The organism is Pseudomonas avellanae BPIC 631, from assembly GCF_000444135.1.
Taxonomy (GTDB): Bacteria; Pseudomonadota; Gammaproteobacteria; order Pseudomonadales; family Pseudomonadaceae; genus Aquipseudomonas; species Aquipseudomonas avellanae.
On record NZ_ATDK01000271.1, the window covers coordinates 1 to 24,692 of the forward strand.

Consider the following 24,692-nt stretch of genomic DNA (forward strand, 5'->3'; position numbering starts at 1 on the left):
GCACATGCGCGATTAATCGATCGATTTTTCAACAAATAGCGGCTTATTTTAGGAAAAGTCCGGCTATCGGCCACGGCGCGGTGAGTTGATCGGAGGATCCCTAAGTGGGGTTCGTGGGGCGGATACCATGCATTTCATACCAGGAACGCTCAAATCAGGTCACCGAACAGCAAGGGATCCGGGCGTCAAGCATCCATACGTACAAAACATGTCCGGAAGGCGAAAGCATTGATTAACGTTACTCCTTACACTAAAGTAAGGATAATCCATTGATAGAGGAGCGAAGCTCATGGCCACTGCCACACTCACATCCAAGGGGCAGGTAACAATCCCTGCCCAAGTCCGCGTATCACTTGGCCTGGATACGGGTGACCGGATCGAGTTCGTCGAGCTGCCAGACGGCAAGTTCGCTATCATGGCGGCCACCCATTCGGTCCGGGACCTGAGAGGCTTGGTTCGTAAACCAGCCAAAAAAGTCAGTATCGAGGACATGAATAACGCCATCGCTGCACAAGGATCCAAAGCCATATGATCGGTCTGGATACCAATGTGCTGGTGCGTTACGTTGCCCAGGATGATCCGAAGCAATCGCCGAAAGCGTCAGCACTGATCGAGTCGTTTTCGATAAGCGGCCCGGGGTTTATAACCGCCGTGTCCGTGGTTGAACTGGTGTGGGTGCTCCAGTCCTGCTACGAAAGTACCAAGAGTGAAATCATACTGGTGCTGGAAACGTTGCTGCGGACTCGCGAACTAAAAATCGAGAACGCTGATGTGGTCTGGCAGGCGCTTCGCCTATTTTCGGATTCCAAAGCCGACTTCGCCGACTGCCTGATCGAGCGGAGCGCCATAGCTGCCGGATGCGACTATGTGGTGTCATTCGATAGCAAAGCAATCAAGACGACTGGAATGCGAGCAGTAGGCTGATAAGCGCATCGGGCCTTCATCAGTAAGCCCGCCCCAGCCCCAGACTAATACACCAACCGCCCAACTCTGCTACCGTGCCCGCTCACAATATGCACTGGATGTATCGAACAATGAACTCACGGAAGACACTGGCTATCGCGCTGACAGCCTGTATCAGCATTCAGCTGGCGCCTGATGGTTTTGCAAACGAACGCAACGGTTATGGGCCAAACACAGTTGTTCTGAGCACAGTAGCATCAGGCTTGTTAACGACGATGGCTGCCGACAAAGTGGCAGATTTTTTCCGGCCCGCGCGGGACGATGCGTTGGCGTTCATAGGCTCGGATGGCGAGATCCGTGGCGCACAATTTGAGCAGGCTGTTCAGCACTACCGTTCTATTTCCACGCAACCCCGGATGTCCGAGCGGCAACTGGCTCAGGCCATCGCAGCGATTTACTGACGGCGCTGAGCAAGTACGGGGCTGTTTATCCAGTCCTAAGCCAGTCGCCTCATGGACAAATCCATCTGCCCCATCAGGTCTCTCTGCTCTTTCAGGGAGAGCACCAGCCGCGCGATGGATCGGCTGGTGGATAGCTCGGACAGAGGCATACCCGCCACAGACAGCTGGATGTCACCAGATACGGGGTCGAAAAGCTTCACGGAGAAGCTTTCGTTGGCCGCGATGACGCACTCGCACCTGGAGGGCAAAAAAGCCGTTTCAAGAACTCGCTGAAGATCGGGTTTTGAATACATGGTGCGTCCTCTGCTGGTCTAATTGTTTGACCCAGTGTAGACAAGTTTCACGCACATTTGTTGCAGACCTGCGCCAAGCGCTGTTCCGCTTCTGCTCCCCTTCCGAACGCATGGCTGCGTACGATGTGAAGGCCACCGGCTAGCCAGGGCTTTGACCATCGATCATGGCAACCTGGGCGCTGGGCGTTGACTGAGGAATATCACACCGTCAACTACCGAAAAAAGACGATTATCAAGCCAAACAGAACAACGGTAGATATCGCTTCTTTTCTGGAAAAAAACAACGCTATGATAACCTGCAATATCACAGCAACAAAAACAAGCAGGCCTCGAAATACTTCTCGATTACCGGAATTTTCAGCGGATATTGCGGGCCTGTACTGAGGTTCCATCCAGTCATATTCCGAACCTTGAAACAACGCGTAAAGTAACAAGCACCAAAAAGACGCAGAATACAAAGCAAGCCGAAAAAGGATCTTTGCTACCTTCATACTTTTCACATCACCAACTTATAGATACAAACCCAGGCACTCAAAATAAAATCTTCGCGCCTGGCATCTTTATCACACCGATCAACAAATAGTTCGTACTGCGACAGTGACCAGCGCCCTCATTCTGCCTTCAACGGAATAAACACCGCAAACGTCGTCCCAAGCTCCGCTTTCGACATCACTTCGATATGCCCGCCATGCGCGTCAACTATCTTGGCAACAATAAACAGGCCAAGCCCCAGGCTTGAATAAGGGCCGTTGTCGGTCATCTGCTCAGGAGAGTAGCGACCCATCGGGTTGAAAATGAATGGGAGCACATCTTCCGGGATCGGACTGCCAGTGTTATGGACAGTGAATTGAAGTGTGCCTTCGCAGGCTGTCAGCATGACTTCGACAGGATCGCGGCTGTTGCCATGCTGGACGGCGTTGCCGATGAGGTTTGAAAAAACCTGCTCCAGCCGATCGCCATCAAAAACGCCGACCACCGGTTCGCTTGAAGTCAGGCGAATATCCGCCTCGGGGTTGACCGTGCGGGACTCGTCGACGATGCGGGCGCATATGGGCTGGATGTCTATCTCGGTTTTTTTCATCGGTATGCCGGGACCGATCTGTGAGCGGGTGAAGTCCAGAAGGTCACCGACAATCTGGCTGGCTCGTTTCACGCTGCAGTAGATTCTTGACGCAACCTTGGTCGACCTCGGACCCAGATCGCTGGTACGCAAAAGTACGTCTGCACCCAACAAGATGGCGCTCAGCGGGGTTCGCAAATCATGCCCGAGAATGCCGAGGAAGATATTGCGCGAAGCTTGGACCGCGCCGGTGTAGCTGGAGATGGATTCTGCAAGCGCCTGATCGATTGCCTCGTTGAAGCGGATCATGTCGCCCATCTGCGAATGTGTGTCGCCTCGTTCCTGAGCCATCCAGAGTTTAATGACGCTGGCCCGCAAGGCCCGAAACTCAGAAACCACCTGATCGATGGTGAAGCCAGACATGAGCCGGGTCATCGCGTGGTTTTTCGCAGCAGTGCCCTCTTGCGAAATCACCTGCCCCTGCGACTTGTCGATCTGCTCTTGCGAAGATTGTGTGGTGCTCAGATCTGATGCAATGGCTTGAAGCATTTGCCCGGCATGGTCCCTGAGCGCAGAGGCGTCGAGAGGATCGCCTGGCGTGCTCATGGTGCGAGCAAAATCGGCCCACTCCTTCACGATCGGTTCGATGTTCTCAAGAATGAAGCCCGATAAACGCATAGCAATTCATACCCGAAATAAACCGAGCGAATTGCTGGTTCAAGGGCCCAGTTAAGCACCAATACCGATCAAGCGCACGGTTTAGCCCGCCAGCGCCTGTAAACGCGCCTGAACGGCGTCGTCAAAAATGATGTAAAGCTTCTCGGCATCGGCGGGGCGAAGTTTTCCGCCTTTGCCCTTGGTGGTTTCCAGGCGGTGGATGTATTCGATTTGCAGCGCGCCCTCGGCTTCTATATCGGCGCGAGTGCTGGCGGCGTCAAGCGCTCTCACCAGATCACTTATTTCTGCCTGAATGGCCTTGGGCAGCCGTAACTGGTCAATTTGTTCCTGCATGCTCGATTTCCGGTTCAGTACTGTAGGGCGGCAGGAGATCACGCGATGCTGTGCAATGCAAGGCCGCGAGGCTGCTCATCGAGCGGACGAGCACGCCGCTCGCCCTTCAAGAAGGCTTTTGAGGCTATAGGTCACGACCCCCAGAATGATCAGGTCGTCGTTGTCGGTCACGTGCAGCGGCGGGTAGTCTGCGTTTTCGGACTGCAGAATCACGACGTGACCACGCATGTGCAACCGTCGGCATAGTTGCCGCGCATTGAGCGAAGCGACGACGATGTCACCGTGCTCTGCGTACTGACTGCGATCGACTACCAGCATGTCGCCGCGGGACATGCCGCACCCTCGCATGCCCTCATCCTCGACCCTGGCCAGGTAAACATGCGGCTCGCGAACGCCACACAGCTCCGCAATCGAGACGTGCCGCTCGACCACGGGTGACTGGGAGCCAACGGCTGACATGGAGATGAACGGGAGCTTGATGCCCCCTGCCGAAAGCGGGCCGAGGAATGTGACACTCATGAGGTGAGCCTTTTCTGATTAGCTGTATGCATATACAGTTAATCGTTTATCGCGCGTCAGGTCAATCTCGAATGCCCGGCGCTTCGACAAAAGGCATTGGCTCAAGCTGTCAGGGCGCGGCAACAGCCTGCGACAATTGCGTGATCAACGCGACCGTCAAATAAAGCCTTGGCGCGATGCTCGACAGTTCGATGTATTCATCATCCGCGTGCAAACCGGCCCCGACCACGCCCATGGTTTCCAGTACCGCGGGCTTGGCGCTGCCCGGCACATAGGCGTAGCCCGCATCCGTGCCGAAACGCATGGCAATCGGCTCGATGCTGCGACCGATTTTTGCGTAAAGCGTTTGCGCAGTTTTTGCCAATTGCTCGGAGCCGGGGTTTTTGGCCAGCGGTGGGCGACCTTTTTCCATGCGCAAGGTTACTTCGGTGCCATCCACGAGGGTTTTGTTTACGATACGCTGGCCGTCAGCCAGTACCCGGTCGCTCTCGCTTGGGTCGGAGTAGCGCATGTCCGCTTCGGCCGAGGCGCTGGAGGGAATGATGTTGCGCTTCTCCCCGCCCTTGATCAGCGTCCAGTTAACGGTAGTGCCTTTGCCTGGGTCGCCAAGGTCCTTGAGTTGCAGCATCTGATGCGCCAGCTCGATGGCTGCATTGCGCCCGGCTTCGGGGGCGGAACCTGCGTGCGAAGACTTGCCCTTGACGTCGAGCAGCAGACCGTTGATGCCATTGGTGGCGACCGTCACGGCGTCCTTGTCCGGTGGTTCGTAAGAGAAAACGTAATCGTGCTGGCGAGCCAGTTCAGCAATGACTTTTTTCGAACCGCTGGAACCGGTTTCTTCGTCAGGGTTGAACAGCACGGTCAGTGTGCCGAAGTCCTTGAACTGCTGGTCCTGCAACAGTTTCAGCGAATGCAGGATCATCGCTACACCGCCTTTGGCGTCCGCAACTCCGGGGCCGTAGGCACGCTCGCTGTCGAGCCGAAACGGACGCTTGGCGGCGGTGCCAGGGCCGAACACGGTGTCGTAATGGACCATCAGCAGAAAGGATCGGGTGCCGTTGCCCTTGAATGTGCCGACAATGTTGTCACCGGCCGAGGGGTCCGCAGGCGTCGTTTTAACCTCGGCGCCCAGAGCCTTGAGGCGTTCGACCAGTAGCGCGCTGACGGTTTTCAGGCCCGGTGCCTGGCCGGTGCCAGTGTCGACGTCCACCAGTTCCTTGACCGTCGCCAGATAGGCTTTTTGTTCAGCCTGGGCTTTGTTCAGCAGTTGATCGGGTGACAGATCGGCGGCCAACGCGCTCAGAGACAGCAGGGAAAAACCGAGGGCGGCAACAGTGAAGAAAGATCGTGGGTGCATGCTGGTTCCTTCAGATCAGTGCAGTGAGATGCGACATCTTTAACCCAACACAGCGCTCAACACCAGATTGCCTGCAATGAACGCTTCTGGCGGCCGGCTTATGGGGTTAAATTCAGAATGAGGGAACAAGCAGTCTGTGGGAGGCTCAAAAACAGTCTCGACACGGTATTCACGGCAGTGCCGCTTCTTAACGTCCACCCTCCATCCGCACGCGATATGCCCTGCGGCCTTGAGTGGGCGGCATCGCTCGGGTAATGTCATCCAACCGCACAGGACAGAGCACGCTCATGACTTCCAAGCTGGATCAACTCAAGAAATTCACCACTGTTGTCGCCGATACCGGCGATTTCGGCGCCATCAAAAGCCTCAAGCCCCAGGACGCCACGACCAACCCTTCCCTGCTGCTCAAGGCCGCATCAAGCGAAAGCAACGCTCAGATGCTCGCCGACGCGTTCAGCGGCGCCAAGGGCGACATCGGTCTGGCCTGCGACCGCTTTGCCGTTGCCATCGGCCAAGAGATTCTCAAGGTTGTACCGGGTCGCGTGTCCACTGAAGTGGATGCACGTCTGTCGTTCGACACCGACGCACTGATCGAGCGCAGTGAGCGCATTATCGGTCTCTACGATGCTGCAGGCATCAGTCGCGATCGGGTACTGATCAAGCTGGCCTCGACCTGGGAAGGTATTCGTGCTGCCGAGAAGCTCGAGAAGGACGGTATTCAGACCAACCTGACGCTGCTGTTTTCCTTCGCTCAGGCCGTTGCTTGCGCCGAAGCCGGCGTGTTTCTGATCTCGCCGTTCGTGGGCCGCATCTACGACTGGTACAAGAAGTCGTCGGGCACCGATTATGTCGGCGCAGACGATCCAGGTGTGCAGTCCGTGACGCGCATCTACAACTACTACAAGGCCAACGACTTCAAGACCGTCGTGATGGGTGCCAGCTTCCGCAATCTGAACCAGATCGAACAACTGGCGGGCTGTGATCGCCTGACCATCAGCACCGAGTTGCTCAAGCAACTGGCTGAAGACACTGGCACGCTGGAGCAGAAACTTGCGCCGGGCAATGCCGGTGAGGCGCGCCAGAGCCTGACCGAGAGCCAGTTCCGCTGGGCGTCCAACGAAGATGCCATGGCCACTGAAAAGCTGGCTGAAGGTATTCGTCAGTTCGCTCGCGATCAGGAAAAACTGGAAGCGCTGCTGTCTGCCAAAAAGTCCTGACAATATAAAAGGGCGGCACCCTCGCGGGTGTCGCCCTTTTTATCGCCTGCCATTCAAGCCCGTAAGTGGGTCGCCTAGGCTCTGTACGAAAAGTGGCTGCGCTCGGTGATGCTGCGTTAAAAACAGGCTCGTGCGCGAGTCCGATCGGAATGCTCATTTACAACCCGTAGAGTCGGGCGCGACCCCGGCCGTTCCTCGCCTGTTTTTGCCTTGCCTGACCTTCGCTCGCCGACTTTTCGTACAGAGCCTAGCGCTGACCTTCCAGCGCGTTGACCAGATCGTGGAATGCTTCACGATTGGAGTCGTTCAGGCCCATCAGTATCTTGTGCGCTTCAAGCACCTTGGCCTTGACCACTTCTTCGCACTGATCCTGTGACGGCAGGTCAGTCAGGCACTCAGGGCGCGGCAGAGGCCGGTCAACGATATTGAACACTTGATCGAAGCCCATCGACTGCAACAGGCGCGTAATGTCTTCGTGGGTGGTGACCAGTGTTGGCAGGAGGCCTACCTTCTGACGCGACAGAATCGACAGCTTGGCCAGCAAGCCAAGCGTGGTGCTGTCGATGCTGCGCGTCTCGGTGAGGTCGATCACCACCGCGGAAAAATTCAACGCAGTGAAGATGCGCTCGATGGTCGCATCCAGAGCCGAACACAGCGTCAACCGCACTTCACCCACGAACTTGAGAACGAAGGTGCCTTCCTGCTCGGCGAACTGGATTCTACCGGTACTCATTCAAGATTCCTGCTTAACACTAACAAGGCGATATCATCCGGCATCTCCCCAAGTGTTGCCAATTCAAAAACCCGCTGCAAGCCATCCAGGCTGCCGCCAGCCGTCTTCACCAACTCCGGAAGAATGGCTTCTTTCTCTTTGAGTGTATCACCGGGTAGCAGATCCAGTATGCCATCAGACAACATGGTCAGACTGAAGGACGCTGGCAGGTCGATTTCATGATCCTGATACGTCGCTTCATTGAACAGCCCGACAGGAAGCCCACGGCCGTCCAGATAGCGCGCCTGCCCCTCGGAATACAACACCGGCAACGGCAAGTGGCCGCCGACGGCATACGTCAGTTTACCTGACTCTTCATCAATGACACCGCCGACCATCGTCACATGCTTGCCCAGCTTGCAGCTAATGAGCCCGCGATTGATGTGCCCCAGCACGTCCGACGGCTTGAATTCGGGCAACGTGCCACCGCGCTTGGACTCGAACAGCAAACGCGTGGTCATGAATTTCAGCAGCACCGTAATGAACGCCGATGAGGCGCCATGGCCAGAAACATCCGCCAGATAGAACGCGACACGCCGTTCGTCGACCCGGAAGTAGTCGACGAAGTCGCCGGACAGGTACAGGGACGGAATGATCTGATGCGCAAACTTGAACTCGGCAATTGACCAAGGGGTGATGGGCAGCATGTTGATCTGTACTTGCCGGCCTGCGTCCTGGTCTTCCTGCAAAAGATGAAGGCTGGCTTCGAGTTCGCGATTGGCTTTTTCCAGCTGTTCACGATAGACCTGATTTTCATTGAGCAGGCGTGACCGATCCAGTGCGCGGCGCACCGAATGCTCAAGGACCGCGAGGTCTTCAAGCGGCTTGATCAGATAATCGGCAGCACCCAGGCGCAGGGCTTCTACCGCATCGCTCATCACGCCCGCACCAGAAACCACGATGACAGGGGTCTGAGGCGCGATAGCGGTGACCTGACGGATCAGCTCAAGACCGCCCATCTGTGGCATGCGCAGATCGCAGACCACCAGATCGGGGTTCTCTTGCTCGAATATCTGAATTCCCTGCAAGCCGTTGCTGGCCTGCAGAACACTGAAGCCACTGTCTTCCAGGTAGGCGACAAGGCTTGCGCGCACTACGTCGTCGTCATCGATAATCAGCAGCTTGGCACTGGTTTTTGGCATGGGGGCAAACGGCGCCAGATCAGGTTGGCGTAGGCGGTCCGGTATTGCCGGAACCCGCTTACTGGATTCGCTTCTAGCCTCTCCGTAATAACACGCGCACAACTGGGTGTGCCTTTCGTGTTTCAGAGGTGCCCTTCAAGGCGCAGACGGTACTCCCATCCGACGGGTGTTTCAAGCATGCTCCTGCCCTCACTTTGCGCTCTTTACATCGCAAATCACCCAGAGTTATAAGAACTGACACATCAGCAACTAAATCGAAGGACTGTACATGAGTCGAAATGATCGAGACTACGAGGAAAAGCGGGATTACATCCGCATGCGCGTCGATGCAGACGTCAACCTGATTCACGCGGGCCAGGTGATTCCCGCCGTGTGCATTGACCTTTCCAGCTCGGGCATGCAGGTACAGGCGCCCCGTGCATTCCAGATCGGCGACAAGCTCAGCGTGCGCATCGATTCCGATCATGCTGCGCTCAAGGGGCTTGAGGCTGAAACCGAGGTGGTATGGGTCAATGATGAAGAAGGCGGCGGACAGAAACTGGGGCTTTCAATCGTGTCCATGAGCTGAATGCGAACGGAACCGGTTCACACTTTCAAAAAAACAAAGGCGACCCTAGGTCGCCTTTATTGATTTACGCAGATACAAATTGACGATTAAAAATCGTCTTCGACCTGTCCGTCCTTGAACTTGAACTCGCGGTTCTGCAAGTAGGCGTTACGGATGAAGGTGTAGCGATCACCACTGACCAGGCGCTCGGCGGACAGCAGGCTGGCACGCGTGTCGACCAGATTGACGCCCAACGCCGTGTTGCGGGTGGGTACGTGATCGATGTAGCGGTACGGGGAGGTGTAGGTGTCCGGGTACTTGGCAATGGCGTCACGCACAGTGCTTGGGCCCAGCAGCGGAATCACTACGAACGGGCCGCTTGGCACACCCCAGTAGCCCAGTGTCTGGCCGAAGTCTTCATCACTGCGTTGCAGGCCCATGCGGGTGCCGACGTCAATGAAGCCCAACAGACCGAACGTGGTGTTGACGATCAGGCGTGCGGTATCTACACCGGCCGCTTCAGGTTTGGCCTGCAAGACGTTGTTCGCCAGATTGCCGACATCGCCGATATTGCTGAAGAAGTTATGAATACCGTCTTCGACAAACTGCGGAGCGATGTACTGATAACCCTTTGCCAGCGGCTTGAGCGTGTAGGCGTCAAGGGTATCGTTGAAGCTGAAAATGGAACGGTTGATGCCTTCCCAGGGATCGCTTTCGGCTGCCTGTACGGCCACCGGGACCAGCGCCATGCCGGCGCAGAGGGACAATTGCGTCAAACGCTTGATAAAGCCTGCACCAGTGACGGGCATAGCTGACACTCCTGATCGAGATATCGAAATAATGACGCGGGTGCTACGCCCCACACGCTAAGGTGAGGGAGTATAAAGCCTTCTGTCGAGAATAAGGCAGGTCTGTCAGTCATGCGGGACCGATAAACTTCGTCATCGCAGATTCATCGAAGTGTCACAAAAGGTCGGTAGCGTTTCTGAATATTTCTGAGAGACATTCATGCTCGCGCCGCGACTCACGCCTTTACCAACCTTTCCTGCCCTGCTGTTCGGCCTCAGTGGCTGCCTGGTGGACTTCGGTGCACAGGCCGCGATGTCAGACACGCCCGACGATGAGCACGCGCAGCTTACGCCTGGCGCGCAGAACGCATTGAAGGCATTGCGTGATCAGGGGATGCCCTGCGCGTGGATCGACGAGCTGCCTGAAGCCCTCAGCACTCCTCTTGCAGCCCCCGTGAACGACTGGATGATTGCTGCACCACGCCCGACTGCCGGCTGGCCTCGGCCTGATGCCTGCTGGATGGCACTGATGGCATTGAAAGTCAGCCAGTTGGAGGGTTGCGTGCTGATCAGCGGCGACCCGCGTCTGTTGCAATCCGGCCTGAACGCCGGGTTGTGGACGATCGGCCTGGCGTCGTGTGGCCCACTGTGCGGGCTTTCCCCGTCGCAATGGCAGGCGCTGAATAACGCTGAGCGGGAGCAGCGGCGTGCGCAGGCCACGCTCAAGCTTTATTCGCTGGGTGTGCATTCGGTCATTGACCACCTCGGTGAGCTGGAGTCATGCCTGGCCGACATTGCGCTGCGACGCAGCAAGGGTGAAAAACCGTGATGCGTGCACAGGCAAGCTTACTGGATTAGTCTTGAGTCACTACGGACCTTTAGCCGTTCGGCGAAGTCCATGAGACAGACTTATCAACCAAGGAGCACGTCATGCCCGCCCGCGAACTTCAAGAACAACTCAATACCCTGCGCGAGCAACTTGAGCACAATCCGCCGATGTCAGAATCCGAGCGGGACAACTTGCACGAACTGATGCAACAAATTGAAACTAAAATTCAGCTTGAACAAGCGACTCATGAGCAGGACAGCAGCCTGGCAGATGGCGTGAACCTGGCCGTGGAGCGTTTTGAGCTGGAGCATCCGACCATTGCCGGAACGCTGCGCAACATTGTGCAGACATTGGGCAATATCGGGGTTTGATCGAGTTGGGTTAGTACTTTGGCTCGTTCCGCGCATTAAAGAGTCCTGATGAGCGCGGAAAACGAGCTTCTGCCCGGAGGGCGTAGGAGTGGACTTGTCCACGAAGGGTTGCGAAGCGGCCCTGAAACCGGTGACCTCGGTTGTGTCCGATGTACCGTATGTATAGATTTTGCTGCCGGTTCCCGGCAGTTCGCGGACAAGTCCGCTCCTACAAAACCGAGATATAGCGAACAAGCGAAGCGTCGCCCGGTCCGATCCCACAAGGGGGCGTCCAGCTCTGCGTCATACAGCGGTTTTGCGATGTCAGGGGTGTTTGTTTACGGTTCAAGGCACAGACGAAGCTACTGTCGAGCCAGCCTGCGATTGTCCACGTTGAGCACTTCGGTGCTGCGGTACGGGTTGATGTCCAGGCCGCCGCGGCGTACATAGCGGGCGTAGACGGTCAGTTTTTCCGGTTTGAGCAAACGCTGCAGGTCGAGAAATATTCTTTCCACGCACTGCTCGTGAAAATCCGAATGCTGGCGGAAGCTGACGATGTAAGCCAGCAGGCTGGCATGGTCCAGTGCTGCGCCGCAGTATTCGACCACTACGCTGCCCCAGTCGGGCTGGCTGGTGACCGGGCAGTTGGATTTGAGCAGGTGGCTGTGCACGCTTTCTTCGATGACCCGCGAAGCATTACAGCGCAACAGTTCGGGTTGCGGCCGGTCGTAGCTGCTGACGGTGATATCCAGCTCGTCTATGCACACACCCGGCAATGCCGCGACACCCTCCCCTTCGATTTCCGCCAGGCTGCGAATGCGCACACCGACCGGTTTGCCAGCAGCGGCTGACAAGTCTTTTTCGAGCGCTGCCTGTACCTGTGCAGCCTCATCGAACGCAGTCTGGTTCAGCGAGTTGAGGTACAACTTGAAGGACTTCGACTCAATGATATTTGGCGAATCGGCCGGAATGCTGAACTCGGCAATCGCAACCACGGGCTTGCCGGACGGCAACAGCCAGGACAGCTCGTAGCAATTCCAGAAATCGACACCCTTGTAAGGCAGCGTCTGCGCAGTCAGCCCAAGCTCGGCCCATTTTGCGGCACGCGGGATGGGAAACAACAGGGACGGCGTGTAGGTGGCGATGTATTCACTGGATTTGCCCAGCGGCGAGTGTTCGGCTGCGGGATGCATGGCGATACCTGGATCGAGAATTAACGCGGCGAGTTTATAGGGTTTGCAGCGGGCTTTCAGCGCAAATCCGCTTCAGCCCGCAAGCCTTCGCTATGCGAAATACGCTTGATCACTCATAACGCAGCGCATGCGCCGGCTGGATCTGCGCGGCGCGCCATGCCGGGTAGACCGTGGCCAGAAAGCTCAGGATGAAACCGGCGCTGCAGATTAGCAGCACATCGCCGCCCTGCAGCTCGGAAGGCAGGTTGCTGATGAAGTACACATCGGAACTGAAGATGTGCTGGCCGCTGACACGTTCGATCCAGCCCACCAGGCTGCTGACGTTCAGGGCGGCAATAATGCCGAGAACACCCCCGATCAACGTGCCGACGATGCCGATCACGGTGCCCTGAACCATGAAAATCGCCATGATCTGCCGCGGCGTCGCGCCGATGGTACGCAGGATGGCGATGTCCGCGCCCTTGTCATTGACCACCATGATCAGCGTGGCAATGATGTTGAACGCGGCGACGGCGACGATCATCAGCAGCAACAGGCCGATCATGGTCTTTTCCATTTTCATCGCGCTGAACAGGCTGCCTTGTGTGTGAGTCCAGTCATCGGCGTGATAGCCCTCACCCAACCCCGCAGCGATGGCCGTAGACACCTGAGGCGCCTTGTACAGGTCTTTGAGCGCCAGACGCACGCCCTGCACCTGATCGGGTTGCCAGCGTTGCATCTGCGCGGCGTCGGCGATGTTGATCAGCCCCATCGAGCCGTCCAGCTCTGCGCCGACCTTGAAGATCCCCACCACCGTCAAGCGTTGCAGGCGCGGCGTGATGCCGCCGGGCGCGCTGCTGACTTCGGGCACGATCAAGGTCAGTTTGTCGCCGATGGTCAGACGAAAGCGCCGCGCAGTCAGATCACCCAGCACCACCCCGAACTCGCCCGGCTTCAGGTCTGCGAGGCTGCCGCGGGTCATGTGCTGAGTGACGATGGACACTTCGTGCTCCAGCGCAGGATCGACGCCGCTGATCTGGATCGGCTGCATCGAACCCTTGTAGGAGAGCATGCCTTCCATGTCGGTAAACGGCACGGCAGCAGTGACTTCCGGGTTTTTCAGGGCGGCGGCGGCCAGCGGCTTCCAGTCGTCCACCGGCTTGGCGCCGGCGATCACTGCATGCGGCACCATGCCCAGAATCCGCGAGCTCATTTCCCGCTGGAAGCCGTTCATCACCGACAAGACCACGATCATCGCCAGCACACCGAGTGCCAGACCGATCATCGAGGTCATCGAAATGAACGAAATGAAGCTTTTGCGGCGTTTGGCGCGGGTATAGCGCATGCCGATGAAGATAGGTAACGGTCTGAACATTGGCGAAGCACCGTGGAAAATAGCGTCGTAAAAAATGTAAAACCCGGCCCGATGAAATGCGCCGGGCCGGTGAATCAGGCTTCGACCAGACGTCCGCCTTCCAGACGCAGGATGCGGTCCATCTGCCTGGCAAGGCTCATGTCATGAGTCACGATCAAAAATGCCGTACGCGACGAGGTGCTCAATTCACGCATCAGGTCCTGAATACCCTGTGCGGTGTGATGATCGAGGTTGCCGGTAGGCTCGTCGAGCATCACCAGACCCGGCTGATTGATCAGAGCACGAGCAATGGCGACACGCTGACGCTCGCCGCCGGACAACTCCGAAGGCTTGTGCGCCAGGCGATGACCGAGGCCGACGCGCTCCAGCAAAGCCGTGGCGCGCTGGCGCGCCTCGGGGATGGCGGTGCGGCCGATCAACAGCGGCATGCAGACGTTTTCAAGTGCGGTGAACTCAGGCAGCAAGTGGTGAAACTGATAAACGAAACCCAGCGCCCGGTTACGCAGCAGGCCACGGGCCTTTTCGCCCAGTGCCGACAACTCTTCGCCCGCCAGCCAGACACTGCCTTCGGACGGCGTGTCCAGCCCGCCCAGCAGGTTCAGCAAGGTGCTTTTACCCGACCCGGAAGTACCGACGATCGCGACCCGCTCACCCGGATGCAGCTCCAGTTGCAGACCGGACAACACCACCACCGACTCCGGGCCTTCCTCATAGGACTTACCCAGGTTGCGGCAACTCAATACTGCTTTATCAGACATGCCCGACTCACTCATAACGTAACGCCTCCGCCGGCTGGGTGCGCGCAGCACGCCAGGCGGGATACAGGGTGGCGAGGAAACTCAGGACCAACGCCGCACCGCAGACCTGGAACACGTCCTGGGCCATCAGTTGCGAAGGCAGGTAATCAATGAAATAGACATCGGCATTGAGAAACTTGTGGCCGATCAGCCCTTCGAGCAGCGAGATGGCCGCACTGACATTGAGCGCCGCCAGAATGCCCAGCGCCGCACCGATCAGCGTGCCGACTACGCCGATCACGGTGCCCTGCACCATGAAAATCGCCATGATCTGCCGGGGTGTAGCGCCCAGCGTGCGCAGAATGGCGATATCGCCTTTCTTGTCGTTGACCACCATCACCAGCGTGGAAATGATGTTGAACGCCGCGACGGCGACAATCAGCAGCAACAGCAGGCCGATCATGGCTTTTTCCATGCGGATGGCCTGATAGAGGTTGCCGTGGGTACGCGTCCAGTCACGGGAATAGAAATTGTTTTCGCCCAGCTTCTGCGCGATTTCCCATGAAGTGCGTGGCGCAGCGAACAGGTCATCGAACTTCAAGCGCAGGCCCTGCACCTGATCGGGCTTCCAGCGGTGCAGGCGGGCCAGGTCGTCGAGGTTGGTCAACCCCAGAAACCCGTCGATCTCGCCAGCGCCAACGTGAAAGATGCCGGTCACTTCAAAACGTTTCATGCGCGGGAACATGCCGGCAGGCGTAACCGTGACTTCGGGCGCGACAAAGGTCAGCTTGTCGCCCACCACGACACCCAGTTTGGCCGCCGCCTTGTCGCCGATCATGATGCCGAAACTGCCCGGAGAAAGGCTGTCGAGCTGCCCCTGCTTGATGAAGTGGTCAATGATCGACACTTTACGCTCTTCGGCCGGGTTGATGCCGTTGAGCAGCACCTTCTGCACCTTGCCGTCATGGGTCAGCAGGCCCTGCATTTGCGTAAACGGCGCAACCGCCAGCACCTGAGGGTTTTCCTGAACCTTTGCGGCCAGGCCACGCCAGTCGGTGATCGGGTCGGCGGATTCGATGGTCGCATGGGGCACCATGCCCAGCACGCGGGTACGCATCTCGTGATCGAAACCGTTCATGACCGATAACACGACTATCATCACCACAACGCCGAGGGCGAGGCCGATCATGGACGTCAGGGAAATGAAGGAAACAAAATGATTGCGTCGCTTCGCACGGGTGTAGCGCGTGCCGATGAATACAAATAGAGGTCTGAACATGTAGGATTTTGTTCGCAGGAATGAGGACGTCCATGTGGCGGGCCTTGCCGTGCAGCTTTACACTCGAAACTCTCTGACCACCGCCGCTAGCTTGGGTTCGCCATGTCGACATTAGATGAAGCAGGACGCCGCGAATACTACCGTATCGATGACAGCGTCGCACTGGAAATTAACCCTTTGTCCTCCGCCGATCAGGCGAGCCAGGACGCCATGCATGACACGTCGACCCTGTTCGACCTGCTCAGCGAACTGCACGTCAGCGAGTTCGAATCACAGCATCTGATGCGCCAGCTCGACGAGCGCGACCGGGTGCTGAACAGCTTTCTCAAGTCTCTGAGCAAGCGTATCGACCTGCTCGGCGAGGTGGTTGCCCACACTGCATTGGGCAAGCTGGGGGCACCTCAGCCGGTCAAATTGTCCGAAGGCGGGATTCAATTCAATTCGCAACAAGGTTTTGCAGTGGGCGAGCAGCTGTCGATCAAGATGGTGCTGATGCCCCAGGCTGCCGGCCTGATGCTGCGCGCCCGAGTCTCGCAGTGCGATGCGCTGGCCGATGGCAATTTCGACATCAGCTCCGACTTCGTCAACCTGCCGGACGCCCAGCGTCAGTTGCTCGCGCGCCACGTGCTGCAACGCCAGGCTCAGCATCGGCGGCAGGCTCTGGAACAAGGCCAGCCCTCCGGCAACTGAGCCTGCCCTGACTTTCTCATCTCATACAGCAGTTGGCGCCTTACAGGCCAGGAGTAAACGTGACGCTTATCTACGGCCACCGCGGCGCCAAGGGCGAAGCACCGGAAAACACCCTGGTCAGCTTCCAGGAATGCCTCAAACACGGCGTGCGCCGTTGTGAACTGGACCTGCACCTGTCACTGGACGGCGAGTTGATGGTCATTCACGACACGACCCTCAAGCGCACCACCGACCGGCGCGGCAAGGTCAATGAGCATGCCGCCGCCGACCTTGTGACCTATGACGCGCGCAAGGGTGGCCCCGGCTGGGTCTCGCCCTGCCCGATTCCGCGCCTTGAAGAACTGTTCGAGCAGTGTGACTTCGAGCACTGGCAGTTGGAAGTCAAAAGCGCCTCACGCACCCGCGCAGCCAATACCGTGCTGGCGATTCGCGAAATGGTTCAGCGGCATGGTCTGCTCGACAAGGTCACCATCACCTCCAGCTCCCGCGAAGTGCTGCGCGCCGCTCAGGACCTGACCCCGGACATCTCGCGCGGGCTGGTGGCCGAATACGCCTGGCTCGACCCGTTGAAGGTCGCGCAGAGCTACGGCTGTGAAATTCTGGCATTGAACTGGACACTGTGTACCCCGGAGCGCCTGCAGAAAGCACAGCGTCAGGGCCTGCATGTGTCGGTGTGGACAGTCAACGAGCCTGCACTGATGCGCAGGCTCGCTGATTTCGGCGTCGACAGCCTGATTACAGACTTTCCCGGTTTGGCCACTGCCACGCTCGGGAATCGCTGAAATCGGTCTCCCCGGCCGGCTCAGGCCGCCGGCCGGAGTTGCTCAAAAAAGCCGGTTGAGGCCGTCGTAGGCCGCAACCCGGTAGGCTTCGGCCATGGTCGGGTAGTTGAACGTGGTGTTGACGAAATACTTGATCGTATTGGCTTCGCCCGGTTGGCTCATGATTGCCTGGCCGATGTGCACGATCTCTGACGCCTGGTCACCGAAGCAATGCACGCCGAGCACTTCCAGCGTTTCGCGGTGGAACAGAATCTTCAGCATGCCGACCCGTTCACCGGATATCTGCGCACGGGCCATGCCCTTGAAGAATGCCTTGCCGACTTCGTAGGGCACCTTGGCCTGAGTCAGTTCGTGCTCGTTCTTGCCGATCGAGCTGATCTCGGGAATGGTGTAGATCCCGGTCGGCACGTCGTTGACATAGCGCCAGCTGCCGTTGTCGACCATGCTGCCAGCCGCTGAACGACCCTGATCGTACGCAGCGCTGGCCAGGCTAGGCCAGCCGATCACATCACCCGCGCCATAGACGTTGGAAACACTGGTGCGGTAAGCCTCGTCCACTTCGATCTGACCGCGGCCGTTGGCCTTGAGGCCGATGTTTTCCAGCCCCAGCTTATCGGTATTGCCGGTACGACCGTTGCACCACAGCAAGGCGTCCGCCTTGATTTTCTTGCCGGACTTGAGGTGCAGAACCACACCGTTATCCAGACCTTCGACCCGCTCGTATTCCTCGTTGTGGCGAACCATCACGTTGTTGTTGCTGAAGTGATAGCTCAATGCCTGGGAGATTTCCGAATCGAGGAAGCTCAGCAGTTGATCGCGGTTGTCCACCAGTTCGACCAGAACACCCAAGCCGCTGAAGATCGAGGCATATTCACAGCCGATCACGCCCGCGCCATAGATGATCAGTTTACGTGGGGTGTGGCCGAGGCTGAGGATGGTGTCGCTGTCGTAGATACGCTTGTGGCTGAAATCGATATCAGCCGGGCGATAAGGGCGTGAGCCGGTGGCGATGATGATCTGGTTGGCGACCAGTTTTTCCACCACACCATTAGGGCAGACCACGTTGACACTGGTCTCGTCGGCAAAGCTGCCGGTGCCAAAGAACACATCGACGCGGTTGCGGGCGTAGTAGCTGGTGCGCGAGGCCACCTGCTTGGAGATGACCATCTCCGCGTTCTTCAACACATCCGGAAACGAAAACCAGCGCGGCTCGCCGATGGCCCGGAACATGGGATTGGTGTTGAACTGGATAATCTGTTTGACCGAGTGACGCAGGGCCTTGGACGGAATGGTGCCCAAATGGGTGCAGTTGCCGCCCACTTCCCGACGGCTGTCGACCATGGCGACTTTGCGCCCCGCCTTGGCGGCGTTCATTGCCGCGCCTTCTCCGGCAGGGCCGGAACCCAGTACTACCACGTCGTAGTTGTAGACAGCCATGCGTACTCCTTTAAACAGACCGAGGCGCCACTCTGGCATCTCTGGCTAAATCACGCGGCGCAGTCTAGCGCTGCACCGAGGCGGCGAACATTAACCCTTGGTCGCGTCGAAGGCCAATTTTTGTCTGTGTGCAGCACAAGACTTACTGCGGGGACCTCACAGCCAGGCGATCAAACGACGCGTTGCTGCGAATGATAAAGCGCTTATCGGCACGAATCACAAAAAAAGCAGGGATTTTGTGTTCCTGCGCATAATTCCAGCCCCGCTCCGGGCCGAGAATCAACAGCAGCGAAGAGAGACCGTCAGCCATCAGCGCCGAGGGGTGAAGCACCGTGACCGAGGCCAGACCATGATTGACCGGGCTGCCGGTCAACGCGTCGAGCGTGTCGGAAATATGCCGCCCGTTACCGTCCCTGTAACGACGGTAATCGCCCGAGGTCGACATGGCATTGCCCGTCAGAGGGAACATTTTTTGTGCGTCGTACCCGTCATCGCTCGGCGCATCGAGGGTTACACGCCAGGGCGAGCCATCGGGCTTGAGCCCGCTGACTTTCAGTTCGCCAGTGGCTTGCACCATGTAGTCATGCACGCCAAGCGCGTCCATCCGCTCGGTGATACGGTCTACAGCGTAACCGGCGGCGATGCTGTTGAGGTCTACTTGCACAGCAGCGTTCTTGCACAACTGCTGCCCGACGATGCGCAGGTTGCGATAGCCCACCAGCGCGCGGGTCCGGGCCAGCTGCCGCACCAGCGGCATCTGTTCAAAAAGCGCATGAGCGCCCAGCCCCCACAGGTCCATCAGCGGCTTGACGGTCAGGTCGAAAGCACCGTCGCTTTCACGGGACATCTGCTCGCCAACGCCGATCAGGTGCAAAACCGACGTGGACATGATCTGGCAGCTGTTGGCTGGCAACGCATTGAAACGTTCGATGTCCGAGTCACTGCGCCAGAGCGACATCTGTTGATCGACGTCAGCCAGAATGGCTTCGACCTCCGGGCGCATTACCACCGGGTCAGGCTGCCCGGCGCCGCGGACGTACACCACGGAATAGTGACTGCCCATGGTCGGCCCGCCAAAGCTCTCCAGCTTGCGCTCCTGACCACAGCCGCCACACAGCAGCAACACAAGACACGCTGCAATCCTGTCAACCCCTCGCAAATCCATGCCCCACATTATCAAAAACACCCAAAGTGGCTCGCCGTCAGTGGCAGATGAAACAGAAAGCTGTCCGTGAAGACTTGCTGGAAATGCACAACACCGACCCGACACAAGGCCGGGCTGAACACTGAGTGGTCAATGACCTGCGCAGGGTTCCCACACGGTCTGTGTGTCTGCCTGCCTGCACCCGAAAAGTGATGGCTCGACGTATTGAACATTCTCAAGAATCAAAACCTGTCAAGCGTCTGTTAAGTGATAGCAAATCGTCGAAACGGTTGTTTTTGAGCCCTGTTACACATACTGTTACAAATATGCATTGCTGGTCGCACACACGTAATGGCGATGCATACGGGATAAAAACGACAACGGACTCCAAGCCGATGAGCCTGAGCGAGTAACTAAATAGCCTCCACAACAAGCACAAGCAAGGGCAAAGCGATTTTTCGCGTTGTCAGCGGTAACTTCCTCGAAATGTTCGACTTCATGGTCTACGGCTTTTACGCCACGGCCATTGCCAAGACCTTCTTCCCGTCCGACAGCGCATTCGCATCGTTGATGCTGTCGCTGGCGACGTTCGGCGCAGGCTTTTTGATGCGTCCGCTGGGTGCGATATTTCTCGGTGCCTACATTGACCGTCACGGACGCCGCAAGGGACTGATTATCACCCTTGCCATGATGGCAATGGGCACTCTGTTGATCGCCTGCGTGCCGGGTTACGCCACGCTGGGCGTGATTGCACCGCTGCTGGTGCTGCTCGGCCGACTGCTGCAAGGCTTTTCGGCGGGTGTGGAACTGGGTGGTGTTTCGGTCTATCTGGCCGAAATCTCGACACCGGGCCGCAAAGGCTTTTTTGTAAGCTGGCAGTCCGCCAGCCAGCAAGCCGCCGTGGTATTCGCCGGCTTGCTGGGCGTTGGCCTGAACCACTGGCTGAGCCCCGAGCAGATGGGCGAATGGGGCTGGCGCGTGCCGTTTCTGATCGGCTGCCTGATCGTGCCGGCAATCTTCATCATCCGCCGCTCGCTGGAGGAGTCCCCGGAGTTCGAAGCCCGTACGCATCGCCCCACCTTGCGTGAAGTGGTGCGCTCCATCGGCCAGAACATCGGCCTGGTGATCGGCGGCATGGCGCTGGTGGTCATGACCACCGTGACGTTCTACCTGATCACGGCGTACACCCCGACCTTCGGCAAGAACGAGCTGAACCTGACCGACCTTGAAAGCCTACTGGTGACGGTCTGCGTCGGCGTGTCCAACTTCATCTGGCTACCGATCATGGGGTCGTTCTCGGACCGCATCGGCCGCAAGCCATTGCTGATTGCAGCCACCGTGCTGGCCATCGCCACCGCCTACCCTGCCCTGTCGTGGCTGGTAGCGCACCCAAGCTTCGGCAACCTGCTGATGGTCGAGTTGTGGCTGTCGTTCCTGTATGGCTCCTACAACGGGGCGATGGTCGTGGCGCTGACCGAGATCATGCCGGTCGACGTTCGCACCACCGGCTTCTCGCTGGCTTACAGCCTGGCAACGGCGACCTTCGGTGGCTTTACGCCTGCGGCCTGCACCTACCTGATCCACGAACTGGGCAACAAGGCAGCCCCAGGCATCTGGCTGACCGGCGCCGCCGTGCTGGGCCTGATTGCGACGCTGGTGCTGTTCCGCAAGGGCGGACAAAAGCTTGAGGCCCCCGGAGCCGCTGCCACCGCTTGATTCATCGCGGCAACAGTAATCTGCAAAAGGTAAACGAAAACCCCGGCCCGAGCTGACCTCGGCCGGGGTTTTGCTTTTTCAGACAGCGCGTTTCCAGGGGCGGAAGCTGAGCCAGAGCAATACGCCCGGCAATTGCAACGCCACCATCAGGCCCAGCGACCACTGATAGGCCTCAAGCGGATGACCGGCACCCTGCGCCGCAGGCCACAGATTGAGCACCACACCCATCAGCCACTGAAGAAAAAACGCCAGCACGAACACCACCAGGTTGAATGACGAACTGACCCTGCCCGCCAGTTCCGGCGACACCGATTGCGCCACGATGGCGTAGTTCATGGTCGTCGAGGTGCCGAAGAAGCTGAAGCCCATGGCAATCAGATAAGGCGATACCGGCAAGCCGCTGGCCATCAACACCTGGAAGCCGATGAAGATGACCATCCCGGTGCCACAGATCATGATCGGCTGTACGCCGAACCTGCGCAGGTAATCGGTGATCGCGCCGAACGTCAGAGACCCCGCCACCATCGCGACGGCCCCGAACAGCAGCACACTGGCCATCGCGGAATCACTCAGGCCGGCCATGTCGCGCAACCAAGGCCCCATCCACAAAGACAGCACCGACATGTAGATGGCGTGTGCGAACACCGAGTACAACGCCAGACGCCAGAACGTCCACGACGAGTACAGTTTGCCGACCGCAGCAAACATGTCGCTGTATCGAGTATTTTTGCTCTCGTAGGCTTTGGGAACGCTGAAATGTATGACCACAGCCACACAAAAAGTCAGCAGCGCCAGAACCAGAAACGCTTCTCGCCAGGTCAACCAGTTCAGCAACGCATGCAGTGGCGTGGTCGACGCCATGGCGCCCAGCCCGCCAATCGACAGCAGGCACGCGGTGCTCAGCGGCAAACGCTCGACCGGCAACCAGATGGCACACGCCTTGATCGCACTCATCAGCGAACCCGCCACACCCAGGCCGATCAGACCACGCCCGATCAACAACCCTGTCTCGGTACTGGAGACACTGAAAATGACCGAACCGGCGACCGCGAACAACATCATCGGCGCCTGCACGCTGCGCGGGCCATAACGGTCGAGCATCACGCCAAGCGGAATCTGCGCGGCGGCGAAGGTCAGAAAGTACACGCCGGTCAGCAAACCCAGACTGCTGGCGGGCAAGCTCAGGTCAGTTTGCAGATCGACGTAGATCACCGCATTGACGGTACGAAACAGGTAGGAAACGAAATGCCCCAGGCCAAAGGGAATGAAAATTGTCAAAAACAGCAGAAAGAAGCTGCTCTTGAGCTTTTGCTGCGAAGCGTCCATGGCAGAACCGCTCATCCTTTCTCCACTTCATTATCCATAAGGGCCACAAGAAAAATCGCCTTACAGATTCTCATGGCACGCCACAAAACAAAACGGGCCGAACCCTGTTTGCACAGGATTCAGCCCGTTTTTTATCGCTGCCCGGTCAGACCGGGCAACGCATGCGCTTGACGCTTATTGCGGAAACGCTGGCGGATTGACGTCTGCCATGTCTTCCATCACGCGAACAACCTGATGGCTGTAACCGAATTCGTTGTCGTACCAGACGTACAGCACAACGCGGTTATCATTGACGATGGTGGCTTCGGCATCCACTACACCAGCGTGACGCGAGCCGACGAAGTCGGTGGACACGACTTCCTGCGAGTTCACGAAGTCGATCTGCTTGTGCAGGTCCGAGTGCAGCGCCATGTAGCGCAGGTACTCGTTCATTTCTTCGCGGGTGGTCGGCTTCTCGAGGTTGAGGTTGAGAATGGCCATGGACACGTTCGGCGTCGGAACGCGGATTGCGTTGCCGGTCAGCTTGCCGGCCAGCTCAGGCAGAGCCTTGGCAGCTGCAGTGGCAGCACCGGTTTCGGTGATGACCATGTTCAGCGCGGCGCTGCGGCCACGGCGATCGCCCTTGTGGAAGTTGTCGATCAGGTTCTGGTCGTTGGTGTACGAGTGAACCGTTTCAACGTGACCGTTGGTGATGCCGAACTTGTCATTGACCGCCTTGAGCACCGGCACGATGGCGTTGGTGGTGCAGGATGCCGCTGAAACGATCTTGTCGTCGGCGGTGATTTCACCGTGGTTGATGCCGTGCACGATGTTCTTCAGCTTGCCTTTGCCTGGCGCGGTCAACACCACGCGGTCGATGCCAGGGCACGCCAGATGTTGGCCCAGGCCTTCGGCGTCACGCCATACACCGGTGTTGTCTACCAGCAGCGCGTCCTTGATACCGTACTGGGTGTAATCCACCTCGGTCGGGTTCTTGGCGTAGATCACCTGAATCAGGTTGCCGTTGGCGGTGATGGTGCTGTTGGCTTCGTCGATGGTGATGGTGCCATCGAACGGGCCGTGCACCGAGTCACGACGCAGCAGGCTGGCACGCTTGACCAGGTCGTTTTCCGCGCCTTTGCGGACCACGATGGCGCGCAGACGCAGGCCCTCGCCACCACCGGTCTTCTCGATCAGGATCCGTGCCAGCAGGCGACCGATACGACCGAAACCATACAGCACAACATCAGTACCCTTGCGACGGCTGGTGCTCTGCTGACCCACTACACTGGCAAGTTCTTCGCGCACGAACTGCTCAGGCGTGCGGCCATTGCCTTCGGTCTTGAACTTCACGGCCAGCTTGCCCAGGTCCACCGAAGCGGCACCCAGTTTGAGCTCGCTCATCGCTTTGATAAGCGGGAACGTTTCATGTACGGACAACTCAACCGCATCGGACTGACGGTGACGCGCAAAGCGGTGGGCTTTGAGAATCGCGATGACTGAACGGTTGATCAGGCTGCGGCCATAGATCGAACTCACCACATTATTATTGCGGTAGAGCTGACCGATGAGAGGGATCATCGCTTCGGCGAGTGCTTCACGATCAATCCATTCACCAAGACACTGGTCGGGCTTCTGAGTCACGGGAACCTTCCACATGTAGGGGCTGAAAAAAGGGGCTACATTATGACCGCGCCAGTGTTTATGAGCAATGCGCGGCTGTCAGATCATCCGGCACTACATAATTTTTGCCCGTAAATACGTGGTAATACTGCGGAAAACTGACAGCCACCACCTTCCCCCGTT

At 58.0% G+C, this 24,692-nt stretch carries 27 protein-coding genes; 10 read left to right on the forward strand and 17 right to left on the reverse strand.

The window, feature by feature from the left end; translation table 11 throughout:
- The first annotated feature begins 289 nt into the window (after nt 1-289).
- The 3 genes from DW49_RS0115720 (at nt 290) to DW49_RS0115730 (ending at nt 1,364) form a co-directional block, all read left to right on the forward strand.
- Nucleotides 290-532, forward strand: a complete 243-nt coding sequence (locus tag DW49_RS0115720) for an AbrB/MazE/SpoVT family DNA-binding domain-containing protein (RefSeq protein ID WP_019331890.1) — start codon at nt 290-292, stop codon at nt 530-532.
- Nucleotides 529-924, forward strand: coding sequence for a PIN domain-containing protein (locus tag DW49_RS0115725; RefSeq protein ID WP_005617095.1), 396 nt, complete (start codon nt 529-531; stop codon nt 922-924). The genes DW49_RS0115720 and DW49_RS0115725 overlap by 4 nt, the downstream gene beginning before the upstream one ends.
- A gap of 110 nt (nt 925-1,034) precedes the next feature.
- Nucleotides 1,035-1,364, forward strand: coding sequence for a DUF2388 domain-containing protein (locus DW49_RS0115730; RefSeq protein WP_024420735.1), 330 nt, complete (start codon nt 1,035-1,037; stop codon nt 1,362-1,364).
- 35 nt (nt 1,365-1,399) lie between these two features.
- On the opposite strand, the gene DW49_RS0115735 is transcribed toward DW49_RS0115730, so the two are convergent.
- From DW49_RS0115735 to DW49_RS0115760, 6 genes are all read right to left on the reverse strand, one after another.
- On the reverse strand, nt 1,400-1,657 hold the full coding sequence (locus DW49_RS0115735) for a DUF1652 domain-containing protein (protein WP_005617091.1): 258 nt from the start codon (nt 1,655-1,657) through the stop codon (nt 1,400-1,402).
- A gap of 212 nt (nt 1,658-1,869) precedes the next feature.
- Entirely contained in the window at nt 1,870-2,148 is a 279-nt protein-coding gene (locus DW49_RS0115740) for a hypothetical protein (RefSeq protein ID WP_024420736.1), read from the reverse strand.
- A 119-nt stretch (nt 2,149-2,267) separates the two neighbouring features.
- On the reverse strand, nt 2,268-3,395 hold the full coding sequence (locus DW49_RS0115745; RefSeq protein WP_005617089.1) for a sensor histidine kinase: 1,128 nt from the start codon (nt 3,393-3,395) through the stop codon (nt 2,268-2,270).
- An 81-nt stretch (nt 3,396-3,476) separates the two neighbouring features.
- Nucleotides 3,477-3,728: a hypothetical protein gene (locus DW49_RS0115750; RefSeq protein WP_003382970.1), complete on the reverse strand. Its 252-nt coding sequence runs from the start codon at nt 3,726-3,728 to the stop codon at nt 3,477-3,479.
- A gap of 75 nt (nt 3,729-3,803) precedes the next feature.
- Nucleotides 3,804-4,247 carry a S24 family peptidase gene (locus DW49_RS0115755; protein ID WP_003382968.1) on the reverse strand — a complete coding sequence of 148 codons (444 nt, stop codon included), beginning with the start codon at nt 4,245-4,247 and terminating at the stop codon, nt 3,804-3,806.
- A gap of 109 nt (nt 4,248-4,356) precedes the next feature.
- Nucleotides 4,357-5,604: a M20/M25/M40 family metallo-hydrolase gene (locus DW49_RS0115760; RefSeq protein ID WP_005617086.1), complete on the reverse strand. Its 1,248-nt coding sequence runs from the start codon at nt 5,602-5,604 to the stop codon at nt 4,357-4,359.
- 287 nt (nt 5,605-5,891) lie between these two features.
- On the opposite strand from DW49_RS0115760, the gene tal reads away from it, so the two are divergent.
- Nucleotides 5,892-6,821 (forward strand): transaldolase, encoded by a 930-nt coding sequence (gene tal / locus DW49_RS0115765; RefSeq protein WP_003382964.1) that lies wholly within the window; start codon nt 5,892-5,894, stop codon nt 6,819-6,821.
- A 247-nt stretch (nt 6,822-7,068) separates the two neighbouring features.
- Here tal and rssC read toward each other — a convergent pair whose 3' ends face one another.
- Entirely contained in the window at nt 7,069-7,554 is a 486-nt protein-coding gene (gene rssC / locus DW49_RS0115770) for an anti-sigma factor antagonist RssC (protein ID WP_003315067.1), read from the reverse strand.
- A complete protein-coding gene (rssB, locus tag DW49_RS0115775; RefSeq protein WP_005617075.1) occupies nt 7,551-8,735 on the reverse strand; it encodes a two-component system response regulator RssB in 1,185 nt (394 codons plus the stop codon). Before rssB ends, rssC begins: the two co-directional genes overlap by 4 nt.
- A 268-nt stretch (nt 8,736-9,003) precedes the next feature.
- Between rssB and DW49_RS0115780 the strand changes: the two genes are divergently transcribed.
- Nucleotides 9,004-9,303, forward strand: a complete 300-nt coding sequence (locus tag DW49_RS0115780) for a PilZ domain-containing protein (RefSeq protein ID WP_003382960.1) — start codon at nt 9,004-9,006, stop codon at nt 9,301-9,303.
- Nucleotides 9,304-9,389: 86 nt separating this feature from the next.
- Here the strand turns inward: DW49_RS0115780 and DW49_RS0115785 are convergent, their stop codons facing one another.
- Nucleotides 9,390-10,091 carry an MlaA family lipoprotein gene (locus DW49_RS0115785; protein ID WP_005617073.1) on the reverse strand — a complete coding sequence of 234 codons (702 nt, stop codon included), beginning with the start codon at nt 10,089-10,091 and terminating at the stop codon, nt 9,390-9,392.
- Between the two features lie 199 nt (nt 10,092-10,290).
- Here DW49_RS0115785 and DW49_RS0115790 point away from each other — a divergent pair, with 199 nt between their 5' ends.
- Together DW49_RS0115790 and DW49_RS0115795 are read left to right on the forward strand one after the other, a co-directional pair.
- Nucleotides 10,291-10,899, forward strand: a complete 609-nt coding sequence (locus DW49_RS0115790) for an HAD superfamily inactivated hydrolase PcrP (protein WP_005617071.1) — start codon at nt 10,291-10,293, stop codon at nt 10,897-10,899.
- 101 nt (nt 10,900-11,000) lie between these two features.
- The gene (locus tag DW49_RS0115795; protein WP_003382957.1) at nt 11,001-11,270 is read left to right on the forward strand and encodes a DUF4404 family protein; all 270 of its coding nucleotides are present in this window, start codon (nt 11,001-11,003) and stop codon (nt 11,268-11,270) included.
- 341 nt (nt 11,271-11,611) lie between these two features.
- Here the strand turns inward: DW49_RS0115795 and queF are convergent, their stop codons facing one another.
- The 4 genes from queF to DW49_RS0115815 all read right to left on the reverse strand — a co-directional run bounded on the left by queF (nt 11,612) and on the right by DW49_RS0115815 (nt 15,812).
- Entirely contained in the window at nt 11,612-12,442 is an 831-nt protein-coding gene (queF, locus tag DW49_RS0115800; RefSeq protein WP_005617069.1) for an NADPH-dependent 7-cyano-7-deazaguanine reductase QueF, read from the reverse strand.
- 109 nt (nt 12,443-12,551) lie between these two features.
- Nucleotides 12,552-13,796 (reverse strand): lipoprotein-releasing ABC transporter permease subunit, encoded by a 1,245-nt coding sequence (locus tag DW49_RS0115805; RefSeq protein ID WP_005617068.1) that lies wholly within the window; start codon nt 13,794-13,796, stop codon nt 12,552-12,554.
- A 74-nt stretch (nt 13,797-13,870) separates the two neighbouring features.
- Nucleotides 13,871-14,554 carry a lipoprotein-releasing ABC transporter ATP-binding protein LolD gene (gene lolD / locus DW49_RS0115810; protein WP_007244212.1) on the reverse strand — a complete coding sequence of 228 codons (684 nt, stop codon included), beginning with the start codon at nt 14,552-14,554 and terminating at the stop codon, nt 13,871-13,873.
- A gap of 7 nt (nt 14,555-14,561) precedes the next feature.
- Nucleotides 14,562-15,812 (reverse strand): lipoprotein-releasing ABC transporter permease subunit, encoded by a 1,251-nt coding sequence (locus tag DW49_RS0115815; protein WP_005617065.1) that lies wholly within the window; start codon nt 15,810-15,812, stop codon nt 14,562-14,564.
- A gap of 102 nt (nt 15,813-15,914) precedes the next feature.
- On the opposite strand from DW49_RS0115815, the gene DW49_RS0115820 reads away from it, so the two are divergent.
- Nucleotides 15,915-16,502, forward strand: a complete 588-nt coding sequence (locus tag DW49_RS0115820) for a PilZ domain-containing protein (RefSeq protein ID WP_005617062.1) — start codon at nt 15,915-15,917, stop codon at nt 16,500-16,502.
- A gap of 59 nt (nt 16,503-16,561) precedes the next feature.
- Nucleotides 16,562-17,284, forward strand: coding sequence for a glycerophosphodiester phosphodiesterase (locus DW49_RS0115825; protein WP_003383089.1), 723 nt, complete (start codon nt 16,562-16,564; stop codon nt 17,282-17,284).
- 42 nt (nt 17,285-17,326) lie between these two features.
- On the opposite strand, the gene sthA is transcribed toward DW49_RS0115825, so the two are convergent.
- A complete protein-coding gene (gene sthA / locus DW49_RS0115830) occupies nt 17,327-18,721 on the reverse strand; it encodes a Si-specific NAD(P)(+) transhydrogenase (RefSeq protein WP_005739947.1) in 1,395 nt (464 codons plus the stop codon).
- Between the two features lie 142 nt (nt 18,722-18,863).
- Nucleotides 18,864-19,847, reverse strand: coding sequence for an FAD:protein FMN transferase (locus DW49_RS0115835; RefSeq protein ID WP_005617059.1), 984 nt, complete (start codon nt 19,845-19,847; stop codon nt 18,864-18,866).
- A 435-nt stretch (nt 19,848-20,282) separates the two neighbouring features.
- Here DW49_RS0115835 and tcuC point away from each other — a divergent pair, with 435 nt between their 5' ends.
- Nucleotides 20,283-21,581 (forward strand): MFS transporter, encoded by a 1,299-nt coding sequence (gene tcuC, locus DW49_RS0115840; protein ID WP_024419784.1) that lies wholly within the window; start codon nt 20,283-20,285, stop codon nt 21,579-21,581.
- A gap of 78 nt (nt 21,582-21,659) precedes the next feature.
- On the opposite strand, the gene DW49_RS0115845 is transcribed toward tcuC, so the two are convergent.
- The gene (locus DW49_RS0115845) at nt 21,660-22,922 is read right to left on the reverse strand and encodes an MFS transporter (RefSeq protein WP_005617049.1); all 1,263 of its coding nucleotides are present in this window, start codon (nt 22,920-22,922) and stop codon (nt 21,660-21,662) included.
- Between the two features lie 159 nt (nt 22,923-23,081).
- The gene (locus tag DW49_RS0115850) at nt 23,082-24,545 is read right to left on the reverse strand and encodes a glyceraldehyde-3-phosphate dehydrogenase (RefSeq protein WP_007244218.1); all 1,464 of its coding nucleotides are present in this window, start codon (nt 24,543-24,545) and stop codon (nt 23,082-23,084) included.
- Nucleotides 24,546-24,692: the final 147 nt, after the last annotated feature.

Bases quoted from the DNA above. Each gene is read 5' to 3' on its own strand.
- DW49_RS0115720 (WP_019331890.1), top strand. From the start codon at position 290: ATGGCCACTGCCACACTCACATCCAAGGGGCAGGTAACAATCCCTGCC.
- DW49_RS0115725 (WP_005617095.1), top strand. From the start codon at position 529: ATGATCGGTCTGGATACCAATGTGCTGGTGCGTTACGTTGCCCAGGAT.
- DW49_RS0115730 (WP_024420735.1), top strand. From the start codon at position 1,035: ATGAACTCACGGAAGACACTGGCTATCGCGCTGACAGCCTGTATCAGC.
- DW49_RS0115735 (WP_005617091.1), bottom strand. From the start codon at position 1,657: ATGTATTCAAAACCCGATCTTCAGCGAGTTCTTGAAACGGCTTTTTTG.
- DW49_RS0115740 (WP_024420736.1), bottom strand. From the start codon at position 2,148: ATGAAGGTAGCAAAGATCCTTTTTCGGCTTGCTTTGTATTCTGCGTCT.
- DW49_RS0115745 (WP_005617089.1), bottom strand. From the start codon at position 3,395: ATGCGTTTATCGGGCTTCATTCTTGAGAACATCGAACCGATCGTGAAG.
- DW49_RS0115750 (WP_003382970.1), bottom strand. From the start codon at position 3,728: ATGCAGGAACAAATTGACCAGTTACGGCTGCCCAAGGCCATTCAGGCA.
- DW49_RS0115755 (WP_003382968.1), bottom strand. From the start codon at position 4,247: ATGAGTGTCACATTCCTCGGCCCGCTTTCGGCAGGGGGCATCAAGCTC.
- DW49_RS0115760 (WP_005617086.1), bottom strand. From the start codon at position 5,604: ATGCACCCACGATCTTTCTTCACTGTTGCCGCCCTCGGTTTTTCCCTG.
- tal (WP_003382964.1), top strand. From the start codon at position 5,892: ATGACTTCCAAGCTGGATCAACTCAAGAAATTCACCACTGTTGTCGCC.
- rssC (WP_003315067.1), bottom strand. From the start codon at position 7,554: ATGAGTACCGGTAGAATCCAGTTCGCCGAGCAGGAAGGCACCTTCGTT.
- rssB (WP_005617075.1), bottom strand. From the start codon at position 8,735: ATGCCAAAAACCAGTGCCAAGCTGCTGATTATCGATGACGACGACGTA.
- DW49_RS0115780 (WP_003382960.1), top strand. From the start codon at position 9,004: ATGAGTCGAAATGATCGAGACTACGAGGAAAAGCGGGATTACATCCGC.
- DW49_RS0115785 (WP_005617073.1), bottom strand. From the start codon at position 10,091: ATGCCCGTCACTGGTGCAGGCTTTATCAAGCGTTTGACGCAATTGTCC.
- DW49_RS0115790 (WP_005617071.1), top strand. From the start codon at position 10,291: ATGCTCGCGCCGCGACTCACGCCTTTACCAACCTTTCCTGCCCTGCTG.
- DW49_RS0115795 (WP_003382957.1), top strand. From the start codon at position 11,001: ATGCCCGCCCGCGAACTTCAAGAACAACTCAATACCCTGCGCGAGCAA.
- queF (WP_005617069.1), bottom strand. From the start codon at position 12,442: ATGCATCCCGCAGCCGAACACTCGCCGCTGGGCAAATCCAGTGAATAC.
- DW49_RS0115805 (WP_005617068.1), bottom strand. From the start codon at position 13,796: ATGTTCAGACCGTTACCTATCTTCATCGGCATGCGCTATACCCGCGCC.
- lolD (WP_007244212.1), bottom strand. From the start codon at position 14,554: ATGTCTGATAAAGCAGTATTGAGTTGCCGCAACCTGGGTAAGTCCTAT.
- DW49_RS0115815 (WP_005617065.1), bottom strand. From the start codon at position 15,812: ATGTTCAGACCTCTATTTGTATTCATCGGCACGCGCTACACCCGTGCG.
- DW49_RS0115820 (WP_005617062.1), top strand. From the start codon at position 15,915: ATGTCGACATTAGATGAAGCAGGACGCCGCGAATACTACCGTATCGAT.
- sthA (WP_005739947.1), bottom strand. From the start codon at position 18,721: ATGGCTGTCTACAACTACGACGTGGTAGTACTGGGTTCCGGCCCTGCC.
- DW49_RS0115845 (WP_005617049.1), bottom strand. From the start codon at position 22,922: ATGAGCGGTTCTGCCATGGACGCTTCGCAGCAAAAGCTCAAGAGCAGC.
- DW49_RS0115850 (WP_007244218.1), bottom strand. From the start codon at position 24,545: ATGTGGAAGGTTCCCGTGACTCAGAAGCCCGACCAGTGTCTTGGTGAA.